Genomic DNA, 16,439 nt, shown 5'->3' on the forward strand with positions numbered 1-16,439 from the left:
AGCTTAACGACCCGGCGCCAGCCGATTTGTCAGGGGAACGCGACGCCGTACGCGGTGAGCAGCATCGCCGCGCCGAGCAGCACCGCGCCGCCGGTGGTGACGCTCATGCCGACGCGGGTGCGCAGCATCGCGAGGAAGAATCCGCCGGACTGCGCGAGCACGCCGAACAGCAGCAGGAAGCAGACGATCCAGCGCGCGGTGTCGCCGAGTCCGCCGTGCTCGACCAGCTGCAACGCGGCGAGCGTGAGCACGAGCAGCACACCGGCGTGCGCGTGCCCGGCGCGGAAGAACCCGCGCTGCTTCTCGGTGAGGTCGCCGCGGCGCAGGACGCCGCTCAGCGCGTAGCCGCCGTACATGACGGTGGGCAGCGATACGAGCGCGATGACGGTGAACAACTGGACTGGGCCGTGCATGGTTGCCTCCTTGGGGTGCGAAGCGACCATAACACTGTTTTAAAACACTGTCACGAAACTTCTTGGTCCCTCTTGCTGGTGGCTGTCACCCGACGGTCGAGGGAATGGGGCGGCGAAGCGGGCGGCGGTGCACTGCGCTGGAGTTCATGACTACGACCTCGATGCGGCGCCGCGCCCGATGGGCCGGTCTCGCCTTGCCCCTCGCCCTCAGCGGCCTCTGCGCGACGGCCCTGCCCGCCCAGGCCACGGCTCCAGCCGCGGTTCCCGCCGCGCATCAGATGGCGAAGAAGAAGCCCGTCCACCTCAAGGCCGTGCCGGTCAAGGCCAAGGTGCGCAAGGGCGAGCAGATCCGGGTCCACGGCCGCTTCGCGACCGGCCCCGCGGGACGCGCCGACGACGACGGGATCCTTTACCTGCAGCAGGAAATCCGCGCCGGGGTCTGGGTGAACCTCGCCTCCACCTCGTGCGCCCCGGACCACGACTTCGACCTCGGTGTCCGGTTGAACGTGTCCGGAACCCTGACGCTGCGGGTCTTCCACCCCGAATCCACTCTGTTCACCGCCGCCGCCTCCGCGGTGTTCACGGTCGTCGTGTTCTGAGAACCGATCCAGTAGGTAGCCGCGGCGAAGACCAGGCATCATGGCGGGCGTGAGCCAGCCCGGGGATGCCGCTTCGCCGCAGTTGGCTTATGCCGACCAGCTCCGCCAGCAATCGGCGACCTGCCGGTTGCTGGCGGAGAAGCAACGCGAGAACACGGCCGCGTTCGAGGGGTTCGCCGAACGCGGCCTTCCCGGTTCCGCCGAGATGGCCCTCCGCTCGGAACGTTCGACGCGGTTTTTGCTGCTGCTCGCTTCGGTGATCGCGGAGCAGGCGATCGCGCACGACGAGCTGATGGCCGCGGGCGGGCCGGAGAATTCACGCGCGTACGTGGAGTATGAGGCGACGACTCGGCGGTTGCGGGCGTTGTTGCCGACGGACACCCTCACCGACTGAGGGTTACGGTCGCGGGGTCTGGGTTTGGGTCAGCGCGCCCACGATGTCCTCCGCCAGCAACAGACTCGCCAAGCCATGGCCATGTTTCTCCCGCCGCACCAACGAAACCACGTTGTTGCTGAACGCGTCCCGAACCGGCCGGAAGACGAGCCGTCCGTCTCGGATTTCCTCCGCGATGTCGAATTCGCTGAGGAACGCGATGGCGTCTCCTGAGGCCGCGAGGCGTTTCATCGTTTCGATTGAGTTCGTGTGGAAGGCCGGTTCGATGTCGAGACCCGCCTTGGCGAACGCTTCCGCGACGATGCCGTGGATGACCATCGACCGGTCGGCGAAGATCAGCGGGTAGGGCGGGCACTGCGCGAGCGGGATCGGATCCGGCCCGGCGAGCGGGTGGTGCGGGGCGACGACGACGCCGAGCCGCGTGTTCATCTGCCAGCAGACCTCGAGATGCGCGGACGGCGGGACGTTGAAGCCGAGCCCGAGGTCGGCTTCGCTGGCTTCCACGGCACGCAGGATGTCCTGCGTCGTCATCGTGCGGATCGAGATCCGGACTCTCGGGTGCCTGCCGCGGAACGCCGCCGCGGCCGTCGCGACGACGCTGCTGGCCAGACCGGTCATCGTGGCGATCACGACCTCGCCGCTGCCGAGCGCGTGCAGGTCACGGATGTCCGCGACGGTCTCGCGGTACTGCTGCAGCGTGCGCCGGACGTGCGCGAGCAGCGCCTCCCCGGCGGGCGTCGGACGCATCCCGCGCGGCAGGCGGTCGAACAGCTGCTCGCCGAGTTCCGCTTCCAGCAGCAGGATCTGCCGGTTGATCGCCGACGGCGCGACGTGCAACCGCGCACCGGCCGCGCGGATGGACCCGAGGCGCGCCACTTCGTCGATGTACTGCAGCAACCGGGAGTGGAGCACGGGCGGACCTCCTAAGTGTACGAAAAAAGAGTACACGTCGTACGAAAATGAATGCTTGTCAGCAACGGTGCGGTGCGGGTTCTATCAGTGCACCAACGACATCGAAGTGAGGAAACCGTGCTGGAATCGCCAACCTATCCCCCGCTCGCGGCGGAAGACGTTGCCGCGCAAGAAGATCACGTGCGGACGATCTTCGACATTCTCTCCGGAGAGCAGGAAGCGGACCTGCTGCTGCACAATCTTCACATCGTCGACGTGCACACGGAAAGTGTCTGTCCCGGCTCGCTTCTCGTTTACCGGCAGCGGATCATCGCGCTGAACCCCGACGAGTCGATCGTGCGGGTGCGCGAGGTTTTCGACGGCGAAGGGCTTTACGCGATCCCCGGATTGATCGACTCGCATCTGCATTTCGAGTCCCAGCTGGCGCATCCGGCGGCGTTCGGCGAGGCGATCGTCCCGAGCGGAACGACCACGGTCTTCGGGGAAACCCTGGATTTCGCCAGCGCGGCCGGGGACGAGGCGGTGGAAGCCGTCCAGACCTTGTTCGCTGACCACGAAAAGCTGCCGTACCGGCTTTACGCGTTCGCACCGGGGAAGAAGACCTCGACGGACGTCACCGAGGCCATGCTGAAGATGGATCCGGTGATCGGCCTGGGCGAACTGGCGCACCTCTCCTACATGACCGGGAACGCCGAAGACTTCCGCAAAGCCGCGCTGGGCCGGGCGAATTCCGGATTCGTGAACTGCCATTGGGGCGTCACGGCGTTGCCGGACATGCTGTTGAACTACCTGCCCGCGATCGGCGTCGACAACAACCACGACGTCTGGAACGAGGACGACATCGAAAAGAGCGTCCGGTACGGTCTCAACACGCAGATCAAGTTCGGTGTCGGAAGCCCGGAAGTCATCCGGACCATGTTGCGCGCCATCGTGAAACGGCGCTGGCCCGCGGAGAACTTCCAGCTCTGCGCCGACAACATCTCAGTGGATCGAGTCCTGCGGCAAGGCCATCTCGACTGGGTGATCTCGCTGGCGATCGAGATGGGCATGCCGCCGATCAAGGCGATCAAAATGGGCACCCTGTACGCCGCCCGTTCCTTCCACAAGGACCGTGACCTCGGTTCGCTCAGCCCAGGCCGCTTCGCGGACATCGTTCTCACCGACAGCCTCGCGAAAATCAACCCGCGATACGTGTTCAAGGGCGGCGAACTGGTGGCCCGCGACCGCAAGCTGCTCAACCGCGTCGGCATCGATTACTCCAGCCTGGCCAAGCAACCGAAGCCGGGCCTCGCCGACCTGGCACCCGAACAACTCGACCTGACACCGAGCGAAATCTCGCCCGAGGGCGATCAGGCGAAGGTACTGCTCTTCGACGTCTACGGCCGCGGACATCTCAAGTTCGCCCAGGAGATCTGGGTACCGTTCCGCGACGGCAGGATCGTTCCCGAACACGAAGGCGTGCGGCTCAATCGAATTGCGGTCGTGCAGCGTTACGCCGACGGAGAGCGGCACATCGTCACCGGGTTGTTCAAAGGCGTGTCCATCGACCGCGGCGCGGTATCGACGTTCTGGCCCGCCCCGTCGGCGTACTTCGTGAGCGTGGGCAGCGAAAGCGCGGAGATGTGCGCCAACCTGAAGCAGCTGGACACGCTGGTCGGTGGCTGCCTCGTGACCGAGGAGGGCGAGCAGAAAGCCTGTCTGCCGCTGGAGTTCTACGGCGTAATGGCCGACATGGACCTCGCCGAACTCGTCGACGCGACCCGCTCGGTCGACGCCGCCCTCGAAAAGCTGGGCAACCACAACGAGGGCGAGCCCGTCGTCAACAAACTCCTGACCCTGTTCATCTCGCTCGACCGTTTCGGATTCATGAAGTAACCCTCGACGAGGAGGTCGCGGTCGTGCCTTACGACAAAGACGCGGGAGTCATCGACAACGGCAACGTGGTACGGCGCTGGATTGTCTATGTCGCCGGAATCTACCTGCTGACACTCGGTCTCGGCCTGGCCATCCGGGCCGGGATCGGCATTTCCCCGCAAAGCAGCCTGACCCGCACGATGACGCTCGTGCTCCCGCCGCTCAGCCAGGGCACGTTCAATCTCCTGCTCGAAGTGCTCATGCTCGGGCTGACTTTCCTAGTGCTGCCGAGGGCGTTCAAGCTCCGCCACCTGCTCTCGCTCGTCCCGGCGCTGATCCTGGCCGCACTGCTCGACTTCAACCTGATGGCGACGAAATGGATCTCCCTGGCGCCCTACGCGGCTAATCTCGCGCTGCTGTTCCTCGCCGACGCGATGCTGGCCTTCGGGCTTTTCCTGATGATCCGCGCCAATCTCGTGCTGATGCCGATCGACCTGTTCGTCAACACCCTGCAGAAGAAAACCGGCCGGAAATGGGGCAACATCAAAACCGTCTTCGACTGCACACTGCTCGCCATCTCGGCCGGCATCGGGCTGCTCTTCCTCGGCGGACCGCATTTCATCCGCGAGGGCACGATCATCAACGCCGTCCTGGTCGGCCAGTACATCAAGCTCTATTTCTTCCTGTACAAGAAGTTCCAGGCCGGCAAGCTCAAGCCCGTTGAAAACGCAACGTGAACGTCGCGCCCACCCCGGGCTTTCCGACCGCGGCGATCGTCCCGCCGTGTCCGGTCACGACCTCCTGCACCAACGCCAGCCCCAGCCCGAACCGGCGGCCCTCGCCGTGCGGCCCGTGGGCGAACCGCTCGAAAAGCCGGTCCGCTTCGTGCTGCGGGAAGCCCGTGCCGGTGTCGCACACCCGCAGTTCGACATGCCGGGCGTCCGGGTTGGCGAGGATCACCTCGATCGACCCGCCCGGTGGCGTGTGCCCGATCGCGTTGTCCAGCAAGGCGGACAGCACTCGCCGCAACGCGGTCGGCACGCCCGGCACCACGTCCTCCAACCCCGGCGAACGGCTCAGCCGGAGGTCGACCTGCCGGTCGTTCGCACGGTCCGATTCCGCCGCCACGGCCTGTTCCGCCAGCACCGCCAGCTGCACCGGCTCCAGATGCGGCCGCTCGGAACCAGCCTGCGCGGACAACAGCAAATCGTCGACGACCGCACCCAGTTCCCGGGTGCCCGAGACGAGGGCTTCCAGCTCGTCCGGTCCGGCGGCGCCACGCCGGGCCAGGAGCTGGGTGCGGGTGTGCAACCGGGTGAGCGGCGCCCGCAGCTCGTGGGACGCGTCGGCGACGAACGTTCGTTGCCGTCGCAACGCCTCGCCCAACGGCCGGATCGCCCGTCCGGCCAGCAGATACCCGCTGAGCACCGACGCGAGCAGCACCACCAGCTCGGCCACCCCGAGCCCTAACAACAGCTGTTCGCGGTCGGAGATCAGGTAGTGCTCGTTGAAATACGCCTGCCAGACCTCGCCGCCGCGGTTGACCGTGCGGATGGTGTACGTCGCACCGTCGAGCACGCGTTCTTCCGTCACCGCGTCGCCGTCGTTCGGCACTGGCGGCACCGGCGGGGGCGTGAACGGCAGCCGCCCGGCAGGAGCGTGCCCCCGCGGCGTCACCAGGTAAGTGCATCCGGGCGGGGTCGCGGAAAGTCCGTGCCCCAGCGCGAACTCCAGCTGCCGCTCGGTCTCCGCGGCCTGCCCGCGCAGCAGCACCCAGTACGCGATCACCCCCGCGGCAAGGACGACCATGGTGATCACCACGGCGATCTGACTCGCGATGGTCCGCCGCGCGCGCCGCAGCGCTCGCGCCTCCGGGGCGACGACGGTGGTCACACCGCCCCGATCTGGTAGCCGAGGCCGTGCACGGTCTTCACCACGTCCCGGCCCAGCTTCCGCCGCAGGTAGTACACATAGGTGTCCACAATGGACTCCGCCGCCGACTCGGTGAACACCCCCGCCCGCAGCGACGCGCGCGGGTGGATTGCCTTGGGCCGCTGGGCGAGCGTGCGCAACAGCTCGAACTCGCGGCCGGACAGCGTCACCCGTTCGCCGCGCGGCAGCACGACCTCGTGCCGCTGCAGGTCGAGCGCCGCCGCGCCGAGCGGGAGGGATTCGGCGTGCTCGGTGTCGCGGCGGCACAACGCGCGCACGCGGGCGAGCAGTTCGTCGGTCTCGAACGGTTTCACCAGGTAGTCGTCGGCCCCGGTGTCGAGGCCGTGCACCCGGTCGGCCAGCTCGCCCAGCGCGGACAGCACCAGCACCCGCGCGGGCACCGCCCGGCGGCGCAGCTGGGCCAGCACCGCAAGGCCGTCGACCACCGGCAGCCGCCGGTCGAGAATCACCACCTCGTACCGTCCGGTGAGCCCAAGATGCAGGCCGCGCTGGCCGTCGTGGGCCACTTCGGTCTCGTAACCTTCTCCGGCGAGCAATTCGACGAGCATCCCGGCGAGGTCGCGATCGTCCTCGACCAGGAGCACCCGGGAAGCCGCCGGGGTCTCTGCCTCATCGTGCACAGGTCCATACTCGCAGTGATCCGGCCATCCGACCCTCGACTTTCGTAGGCAATCGCTCAGCTTCGCCCGGTGAGGAGGAATTCGGGCATTTCCCCGTCCGCGTACCGGCGGGCGTCGCGTTTGTCCAGCCAGCCGAGCACCGGCGAGGTCATGATCGTGGTGACGAGCGCGACGAGCACCAGCACGGTGAACAGGGCGGGCGAAACGATTCCGGCGGACAGCCCCACGTTCAGTGCGACCAATTGCATCAATCCGCGCGCGTTCACCAGCACGCCGATCCGCACCGCGACCGGTTGCGGTTCGCCGGTCGCCCGTGCCGCGCCCCACGACGCGCCGAGTTTGCCGAGCACCGCGACCGCGATGCAGAGCAGCGCGAACAGCAGCAGCTTCGGGTCGGCGAGCAGCGCGAATCGCGTGTTGAGGCCGGAGTAGGTGAAAAACAGCGGCAGGAACACCACCCGGCCGACCGGCATGATCCGCGCGAGCACCGCGTCGGCCGCCTCGCCGCGAGGAAACACCAGCCCGAGCATGAACGCGCCGAACACCGCGTACAAGCCGATGATGTCGGTGAACCAGGCAGCACCGAAGAGGAACATGGCGGTGACGAGCATCCGCTGATCCACCGATACCCGCGGATTGTCCATCACCCGGGCCACGATCCGGCGGACCACCAGCCACACCAGCAGCACGAACAGCACGCCGCCGCCGATGGCCGTCGCGATCGGGCCTGCGGTGCCGGCGTGCATGCCGAGCACGACCGCCAGCAGAATCCAGGCGAGGACGTCGTCGAGAGCGCCGCAGGCCAGCGCGAGCGAACCGAACCTCGTGCTGCCCAACCCGCGTTCGGTGATGATCCGCGCCATCATCGGGAACGCCGTGATCGCGAGCGCCACCGCGACGAACGCCGCCGAAACCACCGGCGACACCCCGGGTTTCAGGATTCCGGCCCAGTTCGCGCCGAGCACGCTCACCCCCACGCCGAGCGCCAGCGGCACGACGGTGCCGGCGGCGGAGACCGCGGCGACGGTTTTCCTCCCTTCCTTGAGCGCGCTCAGCCGGAATTCGTAGCCCGCGCCGAACATGTAGATGACCAACCCGATCTGGCCGCCGAGGTAGAGCAGCGTCCGCACCGAATCCGGGAACAGCCATTCCTGCACGCCCGGCGCGACGAGCCCGAGCAGCGAAGGGCCCAGCAGCACGCCGGTGACCATCTCGCCCACCACCGGCGGCTGCCCGAGCCGCACGGCGAGCGCGTTCACCGCCCGGCAGGCGGCCAGGATCACCACCGCGGCCAGGAAAAACGCTGGTGCGGCTTCGGCGGCACTCATCGGGTTCCTCCTTGGAAGTGTTTGGTGCACAACCGCAGCCGCCGCGCGTCGACCACCATGTAGGTGCCGAACACCAGCTGCGCGAGGCTGCGCCACACGTCTTCCCAGCGATCGCGCACCGCCAGGTAGGCCAGCGGGGTCCGGGGATTTCTCCGCGATCCGCGCGGGGCGAGGAAAACCGGTCCGCGATTGGGGATCGACCGGGTGTGCCCGGCGCTCGTGGCGAGGCTGAACCGGCGCAGGAATTCCCGGGTGACCACGCGCATCGTCACCGGGGCGAGGCCGCGCGCGGGGCACGGCCGGTTCTGCGCGACGCCGAACGGCAGGAAATTTTTCTGCTGGTGCGCGGGGCAACCAGCCCAGCGTTCCGGGTCGAACTCCTCCGGCCGGTCTACTCCGGCGTGGTGGAATTCCGGGTAGTTGAACAGCAGCACGGTGCCGGCGTCGATGGTCCGGTCGGCCAGCTCGATGTCGCCGGTGGCGATGCGGTGCGCGATGCCGAACAGCGGGTAGGTGCGCAGGCATTCGTCCAGCACGCGGTCGAAATACTCGTCGTCGTCCGGATTCTCCGCCAGCCGGCGCTGCACCTGCGGGTGTTCGGCCAGCACCATCAGCAGATGCGCCATCGCCTCGGACATCTGCACGACCGCGGTGTTGAAGAACGTGCCCTGCAGGTAAAACACCTGCTCCTCGCGGGTGAGCCGGGACGGCAGCGGATGCGGCACGTCGTCGAGGCGGCGGCGCAGGTACTCGGTGAGCCGGGCGCGACGGCGCATGTTGCGCGGGCGCACGCACTTCAGCGCGGACACCACGTCGTCGGCGTGCCCGACGATCAGGTCCCGGGCCTCCGGCGGGCATTCCTCGCCGAACACCAGCTCGTAGTACAGCTCGGCCCAGACCGGCATCATCTCGTCGCGCAGCCGGATCAGCCGTCCCGGCCCGGTTTCGATCCGGTCGAGCACGCGCGCGGCGACCCGTTCGGTCAGCGCCTGCGCTTCCGCCTTCGGCTTGACCAGGATGGCCCGGGTGGTTTTGGCGACCTCGTCGTAGCGCGGGCCCGGTTCGAGGTGTTCCTGGTGCACCTGCGGTCCGGGCGCGAGCCAGTACCAGAACAGGTCCGACAGCGCGGCCCCCTCGCTGCGCCCGTCGGCCGCCGGATCGGCGTACACCCGGCGGAAGTCCTCGACCGGCACCTGGTAGCCCTCGTTCCCGTTGACCAGCGCGAAAATCCGGTTCCGCAGCGCGACCACGCGGCCGGGCAGCCACCTCGGGCTCGTAGCGACCAGCCCGGCTGCCCCGGCGAGCACGAGCCGTTTCATCGGACCAGGTCCGGGGTCAGCTCGCCGGGCGTGCGTGCGCCGCACAGCCCGAGCGCGGTGTCCGTTTCCTCGCGCAACCGTTCCAGCACTTCGGCGACCCCTTCCTGGCCCGCCGCGGCGAGCCCCCACAGCACCGGCCTGCCGACGCCGACCGCGTCCGCGCCGAGTGCGAGCGCCTTGACGACATCCGCGCCGCTCCGCACGCCACCGTCGAGGAGCACCGGCAGTTGACCGTCCACGACGGACACAATGTCCGGCAGTGCGGCGAGGCTTGAAATCGCACCGTCGAGTTGACGGCCGCCGTGATTGGACACTACGAGCCCGTCGATTCCGGCTGCTACCGCGCGTCGGGCGTCCTCCGGATGCAGTATTCCCTTGAGCAGCACCGGCATTTTCGTGGCTTCACGCAACCAGTCCAGGTCTTCCCAGGTCAGGTCGGCGGGCATTTCGATGTTCCGCACGCGACCCGTCGCGTCGCGCATATTCTCGGCGGCCAATCCGGGCGGGAGATCATGGAAGGCGTGCCGGTATTCGCGTTCCCGTCGTCCGTGTATCGCGGAATCGACTGTCACCACCAATGCCCGCGCGCCCGCGTTCTCCGCCCGGCTGATGACCGCTTCGGTGAACTCCCGGTCTGACTGCGCGTATAGCTGGAACCAGAACACGTCCGCGACTTTGGCGACGTCCTCGACCGCCGTCGTCGAAGCCATGCTGCACACGAAGACGGTGCCCGCTTCCGCGGTGGCTTGCGCGGTCGCGAGTTCGCCGTCCGGATGCGCGAGCCGGTGGAATGCCGTCGGGCACACCAAAATCGGCATCGACAACGGCGATCCGGCGATTTCCACCGCCAGGTCGCGTTTGCCGACTCCGCGCAGTGCCCGCGGCACGAGCACCCGGCGGCGGAATTCTTCCTCGTTGGCCCGCAAGGTGGCTTCAGTGCCCGCGCCACCGGCGTAATAGTCGTAGTGCGCTGGTTCCATCCGTTCCCGCGCGAGGGCTTCCAGCTCCGCGATCGTGCGCATGTCAGAGCTGCTTCGTGAAGAAGGCCGTCAACGCGTCCACGTGCACCGGACGGTTCCACTCGTTTTCGAGGTTCTCGGTGACGTGATGGGTCGCGACCAATTCGCCGCCCTGGTAATGCCGGACGATCGGGTGCAGGTAATGGCCCTCGCCGGAATCGTTCGCGACGTCCTGGCTCGCGCGGGTGACGGTGAAGTCGAACGGGTCGATCTTGTCGTGATCCGGTCCGTAGTCGAGGGTGATCACGAACGCGTTGGCGCTCTGCCCGATGGGGGTGTCGTGGAATCGGTCGACCGGGACTTCCTCGTAGTAGCGAGCCTGGTCGCCGTCGACCACGAGGACGTCGGCGAGAAAGCCGAACTGCTGGTACAGCGCGGAAGTACGGTTGATCCGGCCGATCACGGCGTCGACCAGTTCACCGGTTTTGTTGGCCACCACCGTGCTTGGCCATTCGGTGTCGTGGTAACGCTCGTCGAGCACCTTGGAGAGCGCGCGCACGCCGTAGCGATAGCCGTGGATGAACGCGCTGGTGGCCTTCTTGAAATCGCGAGCCTGGGTGATCGTCCCGGCGAAATACAGTCCCGGCACGTTCACCGATTCCCAGGACGACGTCTGTGCCGGGAACCGGTCGTTGATGGTCAGTTCCGGACGGCAGTCCTCATCGAACATCGAGGCGTCGAACCGGAATCCGGTCGCCGCGATGACCCGGTCGTAACGGATCTCTTTGACGAGTTCATCGGCGCGGGCGAAGGCGAATTTGACGTGGTAGCCGTCGTCGTCCTTGGTGATCTCGCGGACGTCGCCGTCGAGGATCGCGTGCTGCAGCTTGAGTTGGTACATGTCGAGCACGCCAGCGTTGAACGCGCGGAGGTGCCCGACGAAGTGCGTCCGCCACGCGAGCTTGACCGGCCGCGGACCCGCGACGTGCAGCACCGCGGCGTAGGCGTTGATGCTGTCGGCGGTCTCGAACGCCGAATTTCCCTTGCCCAGCACGAGAACGCGCTGGTTGGTGAACTGCTCGGGATCGGTGTCGTAATCGGAGTACTGGTCGACCAGTTCCATCCCCGGCACATCCGGGACGTACGGTTTGGTCACGCCGGTCGCCATGATCAGCCGCCGGGCACGGAACGTTTCCCCGTCCGCGGCGGCGACCGTGAAGACGTCGTCCGCGCGCGAAATTCGCGTCACCTCGGTGTCGTACCGGATTTTGAGGTCGTGTTTCGCCGCGTAATCGGCGGTGTAGCGCAGGAACGCGTCCGCCGGCGGGAACATCTCGGCGCTGTAGTCGGTGAAGACGAGCGGGTCGGGCCCGTCGTCGAGCAGCGAGTTCCAGTCGACCCGGAGGTTCAGCTCGGGGTCGGTCCAGCCGGTGTGCTTCTTGTTGACCGAGATGAGCGTGCGGTGCCGGGGAAAGCGCGTGAAGAAGGCGGCGGGCACGGACCCGCGCTCCAGGACCAGGTAGCCGCGCCCGGCCCCGCCCAGCTGCCGCCCGAGCTGCAATCCCGCCGGCCCGGCTCCGACCACCAGGTAGTCCAGCACGTCCGCCATGACACCGACCTCCCGCGTCGCCTTGAACTGACGGCGATCAGAGTGGTCGGAAGATCTCAGAAATCCCTCAGAACGTACCCGGTCCCCGGGACATCGGTGCCCCGCGGCGGAGGCGGGGCACCGGCCCGGCGGCTACTTGCCGGTGACGCGCGCGAGCGCCTCCGGGTACCGCTCGCCCGCGACCGCGTCGGCCGGAGCGGCCTTCTCGATCGCCGCGAGGTCCTCTTCGGACAGTTCCAGCTCGGCCGCGGCGACGTTCTCTTCCAGGTACTTCCGCCGCTTCGTGCCCGGGATCGGCACGACGTCGGCCCCCTTGGCCTGCACCCAGGCGAGCGCCAGCTGCCCCGCCGTGACGCCCTTGTCCGCGGCCAGCGCGCGCAGCGCCTCGACGATCGCCATGTTGCGCGCGAAGTTGTCCTCGGCGAACCGCGGCAGGCCCCGGCGCATGTCGCCCTCGGGCAGCTCCCGCACCGAGGTGACCGCGCCGGTCAGGAACCCGCGGCCCAGCGGCGAGAACGGCACGATTCCGATGCCCAGCTCCCGGCAGGTGTCGAGGATTTCGCCTTCGATGCCGCGCGTCCACAGCGACCATTCGCTCTGCAGCGCGGTGACCGGATGCACCGCGTGCGCCCGGCGGATCGTCTCCGCACCCGCCTCGGAAATCCCGGCATAGCGGATTTTCCCGGCCTGGACCAGTTCGGCGAGCGCGCCCCAGGTCTCCTCGATCGGGACATTCGGGTCGACGCGGTGCTGGTAGTAGAGGTCGATGTGGTCGACCCCGAGCCGCTGCAGCGATTCGTCGCAGCACTGCTTCACATACGCGGCGTCCCCGCGCGCGGCCATGCCCTCGTCGGTGTGCACGATGCCGAACTTCGTCGCGAGAACGACCTGGTCGCGACGGTCGGCGATGGCCTTGCCGACGAGTTTTTCGTTCTCCCCCGCGCCGTACACGTTGGCCGTGTCGAGCAGGGTCACCCCCAGCTCCAGCGCCCGGTGCACAGTGGCGATGGACTCGCTGTCGTTGTCGCGCACGCCGTAGGCCGCGCTCATCCCCATGCAGCCGAGCCCCTGCGCCCCGACCTCCAGCGCGCCGAGCTTCCTCGTACCGATCACGCGGAAATTCCCTCCATCTCGGGCGCGACGCCGAAGGCCTTGCGCTCGATCTGCTCGTAGTTGGCGATCTTGTAGTCCAGAATGTCGAGACAACCCTGCAGCTCGGCGATCCGGTCGGCGACCGACTGCCGCTGCTCCACGAGGATCGCCTTGCGCCGTCCCGCGCTGGCCACCCCGTGCCGGCGCAGCGAGGCGTACTCGCGCATGGCCTTGATCGGCATCCCGGTCAGCCGCAGCTTCGTGAGGAAGCCGAGCCAGTTCAGGTCCTCGTCCGAGTAGGCGCGCCGCCCCGCCGAATCGCGGGCGGGCGGTTCGAGAAGCTTGATCCGTTCGTAGTACCGGAGGGTGTCGATCGACAGGCCGCTACGTCGTGCGGCTTCCGCTATCGAGTAGCTCATGCGCCCGACAGTACGACCTGGAGTGCACTCCAGGTCAAATCCAAAACCAGTGGTCACGCTCGCGTTTTATAACGTTGTTGCGTTACGCTGGGTACATGCCTCGCCCCCGAACGCACGACGAAACCCTCCGGCTGAAGCTCCTGGACCGGGCAGGCGAACTGATCTCCGCCGACGGCCCCAAGGCCCTGTCGCTGCGAAAACTGGCCGCCGACTCGGGCACGTCGACCACCGCGGTGTACTCGCTGTTCGGCAGCAAACCGGACCTGGTGAACGCGCTGTACGTAGAAGGCTTCCGCCGCTTCGGCGCCCGCCTGGCGAGGGTGCCGCTGTCCGGGGACGCGGTAACCGACCTCGTGCGCCTTGGCATCGCCTACCGCGAAAGCGCCCTCGCCGACCCGCACCTGTACGCGATCATGTTCAGCCGCTCGGTGCCGGGTTTCGAACCCAACGCCGAGGCCGACGAGGTCGCGCAAGCCACCCTGGCCCCGCTGATGGGCGTGGTCCGCACCGCCGTGTCGTCCGGCCAGTTCCAGGACGTCGCGCCGGAACTGATCACCGTCAGCCTGTGGGGTTTCGTGCACGGCTTGGTGTCGCTGGAACTGTCCGGCCGCCTGCCGGACAGCTTCAGCGTTTCCGACGCGTACGAAAAAGCCTTGCACGCCAACGCTTCCGGCTGGCTCACCTAGCGCCGTACTGCCGGTCCCCCGCGTCGCCGAGCCCCGGCACGATGAACCCGGAATCGTTGAGCCGCTCGTCAATGCTCGACGTGACCACCCGAACCGGCAGCCCAGTCTGCTCCAGATGCGCGAGCCCCTCCGGCGCGGCGAGCGCACAGATAGCGGTGACGTCAGTAGCACCACGATCGGTGAGCAGGCGAATCGTGTACTCCATCGAACCGCCAGTGGCGAGCATCGGATCAAGCACCAGCACCGGCCGGTCCGCGAGCGACTCAGGCAAAGACTCGAGATACGGAGTCGGCTGAAGGGTCTCCTCGTCGCGAGCGAGACCGACGAACCCCATCTGCGCATCGGGGATCAGCTTGTGCGCCTGGTCAGCCATCCCCAGCCCGGCCCGCAAGACCGGAACCAGCAGAGGCGGACTGGCCAGCCGATACGCATCAGTCCGCGCGACCGGGGTGTGGATGCGCTCAGTACGCACCGGCACATCCCGAGTGGCTTCATAGACGAGCATGACAGTCAACTCATGCAGCGCGGCCCGGAACGCAGCACTGTCGGTCCGAGCGTCCCGCATGGTCGAGAGACGAGCCTTGGCCAGCGGGTGATCGACGACATGCACATCCATGGCGACAACTTAGCCGCCGCCCCCGAAGACGCCACTCTTTCCCCCGCACCTTCGTGGGCCCGATTACTTCCGCGAGGGAACCCTCGATGCCCCTGATTCCCTCACGGCCCCAAACAGGCACCGATGCACCCAAACAGCGAGGCACCCAGCCCTAAAACCGCACCACTGCACCCAAACAGCGAGGCACCCAGCCCTAAAACCGCACCACTGCACCCAAACAGCGAGGCACCCAGCCCCTCCCCCGCACCCCGATACGAAGCCTCCCTGCGGTTCGGGGGTGCTTGTCAAGGCATCTTTCCCGCCTTGACAAGCACCCCCGAACCGTCAGCACAATCGGGCTTCGGGGTGCCCCACGCAACCACCAACCGGCAATGTCGCCCGCCAGGGCGACGAGCCGTCACCCGACCCTCCCCCGAGAAAACCACCCAACCCACCACCGCTGCCAAGGAGTCTCAACCGCCCGCGGATGATGCTCCCTCCGCACCCACTCCACAGCCCCCCGCGGATCCACCCCGCCCAACGTCACCAAACAAGCCAGCACAGTCCCGGTCCTCCCCACCCCGCCAAGGCAAGCCACCTCCACCGCCTCCCCGGCAACCGCCCGCTCATGCAGCCCCACGATCTCCCGCCGGGCCCCCTCCCAATCCCGCGGCAGCGAAAAGTCCGGCCAAACCACCCACCGCCGCTCCCACCCCAATGAAGCGTCGTATTTGGCCCGCATCCGCCGCGATCCCACATACAACCCGAACTCCGGCTCCGGCCCCTCCGGCTTCGGCTTCCCCAGCCCGCGGCCCCGCACCACAGCCCCGTCCGGAAGCACGAGGGCCCCCACCAACGCAGATTCCATCACTCCATGATCCCGCTATCCACCGTTAGATGGACCCGAGCCCGACCCGACAGGGCTAGGCTGCCCCAGGTGAGTGAAGACCCAGCCACGCCGGGCCCGGACCAGATGCGCGTGTCGGACGCTGATCGGGAGCAGGTCGCGCAAGTCCTGCACCAGGCCCTGTCCGAAGGCCGCATCACGATCGACGAGCTGGAAGAGCGGCTCTCCAGCGTCTACTCCGCGAAGACGTTCGCCGACCTGAAGCCGGTGACCGCCGACCTGCCCGGCAGCGCCGCGGTCGCCACCGCCGCGTCGGCCTCGCTGCAGCCCGCTCCGTCGCGCGCGCTCGGGCTGCCGGACAACCGCATCGGCGGGCACCCCGGTTCCGCCATGTCGATCGGCGTGATGTCCGGGGCTGTGCGCAAGGGCAGCTGGGTCCTGCCGCAGCAGCACACGACTTTCGCGTTCTGGGGCGGAGCCGAGATCGACCTGCGCAGCGCCCGGTTCGCGGAGAAGTCGTGCACGATCACCGCCATCGCGATCATGGGCGGGATCGAGATCACCGTCCCCGACGACATCAACGTGAACGTCACCGGCATCGGTTTCATGGGCGCGTTCATGCTGGAGGACAAGTCCGGCGCGCCGCCGGCGCCGCCGACCGCCCCGACGGTGACGATCAACGGCCTCGGCTTCTGGGGCGGCGTCGTCGTGTACCGCAAACCGGCCAAGGACCTGAACGCCCCGCGGCTCGAGTCCTGACCCCGACTGCACACGACACCGACAAAAACCGCCGCTCACGGCTCGCGGCTGTGGACAACCGCGAGCCGGTGACCAGCTGTC

Annotated in this window: 18 protein-coding genes; 6 read left to right on the plus strand and 12 right to left on the minus strand. The window is 67.7% G+C overall.

Annotated elements, in window-relative coordinates; all coding sequences use genetic code 11:
* Positions 1-29: 29 nt before the first annotated feature.
* Complete coding sequence (locus F9C12_RS19155; protein WP_037816084.1) at positions 30-413, minus strand: hypothetical protein; 384 nt, start codon at positions 411-413, stop codon at positions 30-32.
* A gap of 146 nt (positions 414-559) precedes the next feature.
* On the opposite strand from F9C12_RS19155, the gene F9C12_RS19160 reads away from it, so the two are divergent.
* Complete coding sequence (locus F9C12_RS19160; protein WP_409466788.1) at positions 560-1,012, plus strand: hypothetical protein; 453 nt, start codon at positions 560-562, stop codon at positions 1,010-1,012.
* Between the two features lie 40 nt (positions 1,013-1,052).
* Positions 1,053-1,406: a hypothetical protein gene (locus F9C12_RS19165; RefSeq protein WP_409466789.1), complete on the plus strand. Its 354-nt coding sequence runs from the start codon at positions 1,053-1,055 to the stop codon at positions 1,404-1,406.
* Positions 1,407-1,409: 3 nt separating this feature from the next.
* Here the strand turns inward: F9C12_RS19165 and F9C12_RS19170 are convergent, their stop codons facing one another.
* On the minus strand, positions 1,410-2,318 hold the full coding sequence (locus F9C12_RS19170; RefSeq protein WP_409183322.1) for a LysR family transcriptional regulator: 909 nt from the start codon (positions 2,316-2,318) through the stop codon (positions 1,410-1,412).
* A gap of 51 nt (positions 2,319-2,369) precedes the next feature.
* Here F9C12_RS19170 and F9C12_RS19175 point away from each other — a divergent pair, with 51 nt between their 5' ends.
* Together F9C12_RS19175 and F9C12_RS19180 are read left to right on the plus strand one after the other, a co-directional pair.
* Positions 2,370-4,193 carry an adenine deaminase C-terminal domain-containing protein gene (locus tag F9C12_RS19175; RefSeq protein ID WP_409466790.1) on the plus strand — a complete coding sequence of 608 codons (1,824 nt, stop codon included), beginning with the start codon at positions 2,370-2,372 and terminating at the stop codon, positions 4,191-4,193.
* A 23-nt stretch (positions 4,194-4,216) separates the two neighbouring features.
* Positions 4,217-4,909, plus strand: coding sequence for a YczE/YyaS/YitT family protein (locus tag F9C12_RS19180; protein ID WP_409466791.1), 693 nt, complete (start codon positions 4,217-4,219; stop codon positions 4,907-4,909).
* Here the strand turns inward: F9C12_RS19180 and F9C12_RS19185 are convergent.
* The 8 genes from F9C12_RS19185 to F9C12_RS19220 all read right to left on the minus strand — a co-directional run bounded on the left by F9C12_RS19185 (position 4,884) and on the right by F9C12_RS19220 (position 13,471).
* Positions 4,884-6,065: a sensor histidine kinase gene (locus tag F9C12_RS19185; protein ID WP_409183325.1), complete on the minus strand. Its 1,182-nt coding sequence runs from the start codon at positions 6,063-6,065 to the stop codon at positions 4,884-4,886. The genes F9C12_RS19180 and F9C12_RS19185 overlap by 26 nt on opposite strands.
* On the minus strand, positions 6,062-6,709 hold the full coding sequence (locus F9C12_RS19190; RefSeq protein ID WP_409186791.1) for a response regulator transcription factor: 648 nt from the start codon (positions 6,707-6,709) through the stop codon (positions 6,062-6,064). The genes F9C12_RS19185 and F9C12_RS19190 overlap by 4 nt, the downstream gene beginning before the upstream one ends.
* A 92-nt stretch (positions 6,710-6,801) precedes the next feature.
* Positions 6,802-8,073: a cation:proton antiporter gene (locus F9C12_RS19195; protein ID WP_409183326.1), complete on the minus strand. Its 1,272-nt coding sequence runs from the start codon at positions 8,071-8,073 to the stop codon at positions 6,802-6,804.
* Positions 8,070-9,392: a cytochrome P450 gene (locus tag F9C12_RS19200; RefSeq protein WP_409466792.1), complete on the minus strand. Its 1,323-nt coding sequence runs from the start codon at positions 9,390-9,392 to the stop codon at positions 8,070-8,072. The genes F9C12_RS19195 and F9C12_RS19200 overlap by 4 nt, the downstream gene beginning before the upstream one ends.
* Positions 9,389-10,414 (minus strand): alpha-hydroxy acid oxidase, encoded by a 1,026-nt coding sequence (locus F9C12_RS19205; RefSeq protein ID WP_409183328.1) that lies wholly within the window; start codon positions 10,412-10,414, stop codon positions 9,389-9,391. The genes F9C12_RS19200 and F9C12_RS19205 overlap by 4 nt, the downstream gene beginning before the upstream one ends.
* A gap of 1 nt (position 10,415) precedes the next feature.
* Complete coding sequence (locus F9C12_RS19210; RefSeq protein WP_409466793.1) at positions 10,416-11,960, minus strand: NAD(P)-binding domain-containing protein; 1,545 nt, start codon at positions 11,958-11,960, stop codon at positions 10,416-10,418.
* A gap of 132 nt (positions 11,961-12,092) precedes the next feature.
* Positions 12,093-13,073 (minus strand): aldo/keto reductase, encoded by a 981-nt coding sequence (locus F9C12_RS19215; RefSeq protein WP_409183330.1) that lies wholly within the window; start codon positions 13,071-13,073, stop codon positions 12,093-12,095.
* The gene (locus tag F9C12_RS19220) at positions 13,070-13,471 is read right to left on the minus strand and encodes a MerR family transcriptional regulator (RefSeq protein WP_409183331.1); all 402 of its coding nucleotides are present in this window, start codon (positions 13,469-13,471) and stop codon (positions 13,070-13,072) included. The genes F9C12_RS19215 and F9C12_RS19220 overlap by 4 nt, the downstream gene beginning before the upstream one ends.
* A 95-nt stretch (positions 13,472-13,566) precedes the next feature.
* Between F9C12_RS19220 and F9C12_RS19225 the strand changes: the two genes are divergently transcribed.
* On the plus strand, positions 13,567-14,157 hold the full coding sequence (locus F9C12_RS19225; protein WP_409466794.1) for a TetR/AcrR family transcriptional regulator: 591 nt from the start codon (positions 13,567-13,569) through the stop codon (positions 14,155-14,157).
* On the opposite strand, the gene upp is transcribed toward F9C12_RS19225, so the two are convergent.
* The gene (upp, locus tag F9C12_RS19230) at positions 14,150-14,773 is read right to left on the minus strand and encodes a uracil phosphoribosyltransferase (protein ID WP_409466795.1); all 624 of its coding nucleotides are present in this window, start codon (positions 14,771-14,773) and stop codon (positions 14,150-14,152) included. The genes F9C12_RS19225 and upp overlap by 8 nt on opposite strands.
* A 397-nt stretch (positions 14,774-15,170) precedes the next feature.
* Positions 15,171-15,620, minus strand: a complete 450-nt coding sequence (locus F9C12_RS19235) for a protein tyrosine phosphatase (RefSeq protein ID WP_409466796.1) — start codon at positions 15,618-15,620, stop codon at positions 15,171-15,173.
* A 105-nt stretch (positions 15,621-15,725) separates the two neighbouring features.
* On the opposite strand from F9C12_RS19235, the gene F9C12_RS19240 reads away from it, so the two are divergent.
* The gene (locus F9C12_RS19240; protein ID WP_409186792.1) at positions 15,726-16,358 is read left to right on the plus strand and encodes a DUF1707 domain-containing protein; all 633 of its coding nucleotides are present in this window, start codon (positions 15,726-15,728) and stop codon (positions 16,356-16,358) included.
* Positions 16,359-16,439 lie beyond the last annotated feature (81 nt).

Origin of the sequence: Amycolatopsis sp. GA6-003 (genome assembly GCF_046267895.1) — a bacterium.
Lineage (GTDB): Bacteria > Actinomycetota > Actinomycetes > Mycobacteriales > Pseudonocardiaceae > Amycolatopsis.

Bases quoted from the DNA above. Each gene is read 5' to 3' on its own strand.
- F9C12_RS19195 (WP_409183326.1), bottom strand. From the start codon at position 8,073: ATGAGTGCCGCCGAAGCCGCACCAGCGTTTTTCCTGGCCGCGGTGGTG.
- F9C12_RS19235 (WP_409466796.1), bottom strand. From the start codon at position 15,620: ATGGAATCTGCGTTGGTGGGGGCCCTCGTGCTTCCGGACGGGGCTGTG.
- F9C12_RS19240 (WP_409186792.1), top strand. From the start codon at position 15,726: ATGCGCGTGTCGGACGCTGATCGGGAGCAGGTCGCGCAAGTCCTGCAC.
- F9C12_RS19205 (WP_409183328.1), bottom strand. From the start codon at position 10,414: ATGCGCACGATCGCGGAGCTGGAAGCCCTCGCGCGGGAACGGATGGAA.
- F9C12_RS19175 (WP_409466790.1), top strand. From the start codon at position 2,370: ATGCTTGTCAGCAACGGTGCGGTGCGGGTTCTATCAGTGCACCAACGA.
- F9C12_RS19225 (WP_409466794.1), top strand. From the start codon at position 13,567: ATGCCTCGCCCCCGAACGCACGACGAAACCCTCCGGCTGAAGCTCCTG.
- F9C12_RS19160 (WP_409466788.1), top strand. From the start codon at position 560: ATGACTACGACCTCGATGCGGCGCCGCGCCCGATGGGCCGGTCTCGCC.
- F9C12_RS19165 (WP_409466789.1), top strand. From the start codon at position 1,053: ATGGCGGGCGTGAGCCAGCCCGGGGATGCCGCTTCGCCGCAGTTGGCT.
- F9C12_RS19220 (WP_409183331.1), bottom strand. From the start codon at position 13,471: ATGAGCTACTCGATAGCGGAAGCCGCACGACGTAGCGGCCTGTCGATC.
- F9C12_RS19155 (WP_037816084.1), bottom strand. From the start codon at position 413: ATGCACGGCCCAGTCCAGTTGTTCACCGTCATCGCGCTCGTATCGCTG.
- F9C12_RS19210 (WP_409466793.1), bottom strand. From the start codon at position 11,960: ATGGCGGACGTGCTGGACTACCTGGTGGTCGGAGCCGGGCCGGCGGGA.
- F9C12_RS19200 (WP_409466792.1), bottom strand. From the start codon at position 9,392: ATGAAACGGCTCGTGCTCGCCGGGGCAGCCGGGCTGGTCGCTACGAGC.
- upp (WP_409466795.1), bottom strand. From the start codon at position 14,773: ATGGATGTGCATGTCGTCGATCACCCGCTGGCCAAGGCTCGTCTCTCG.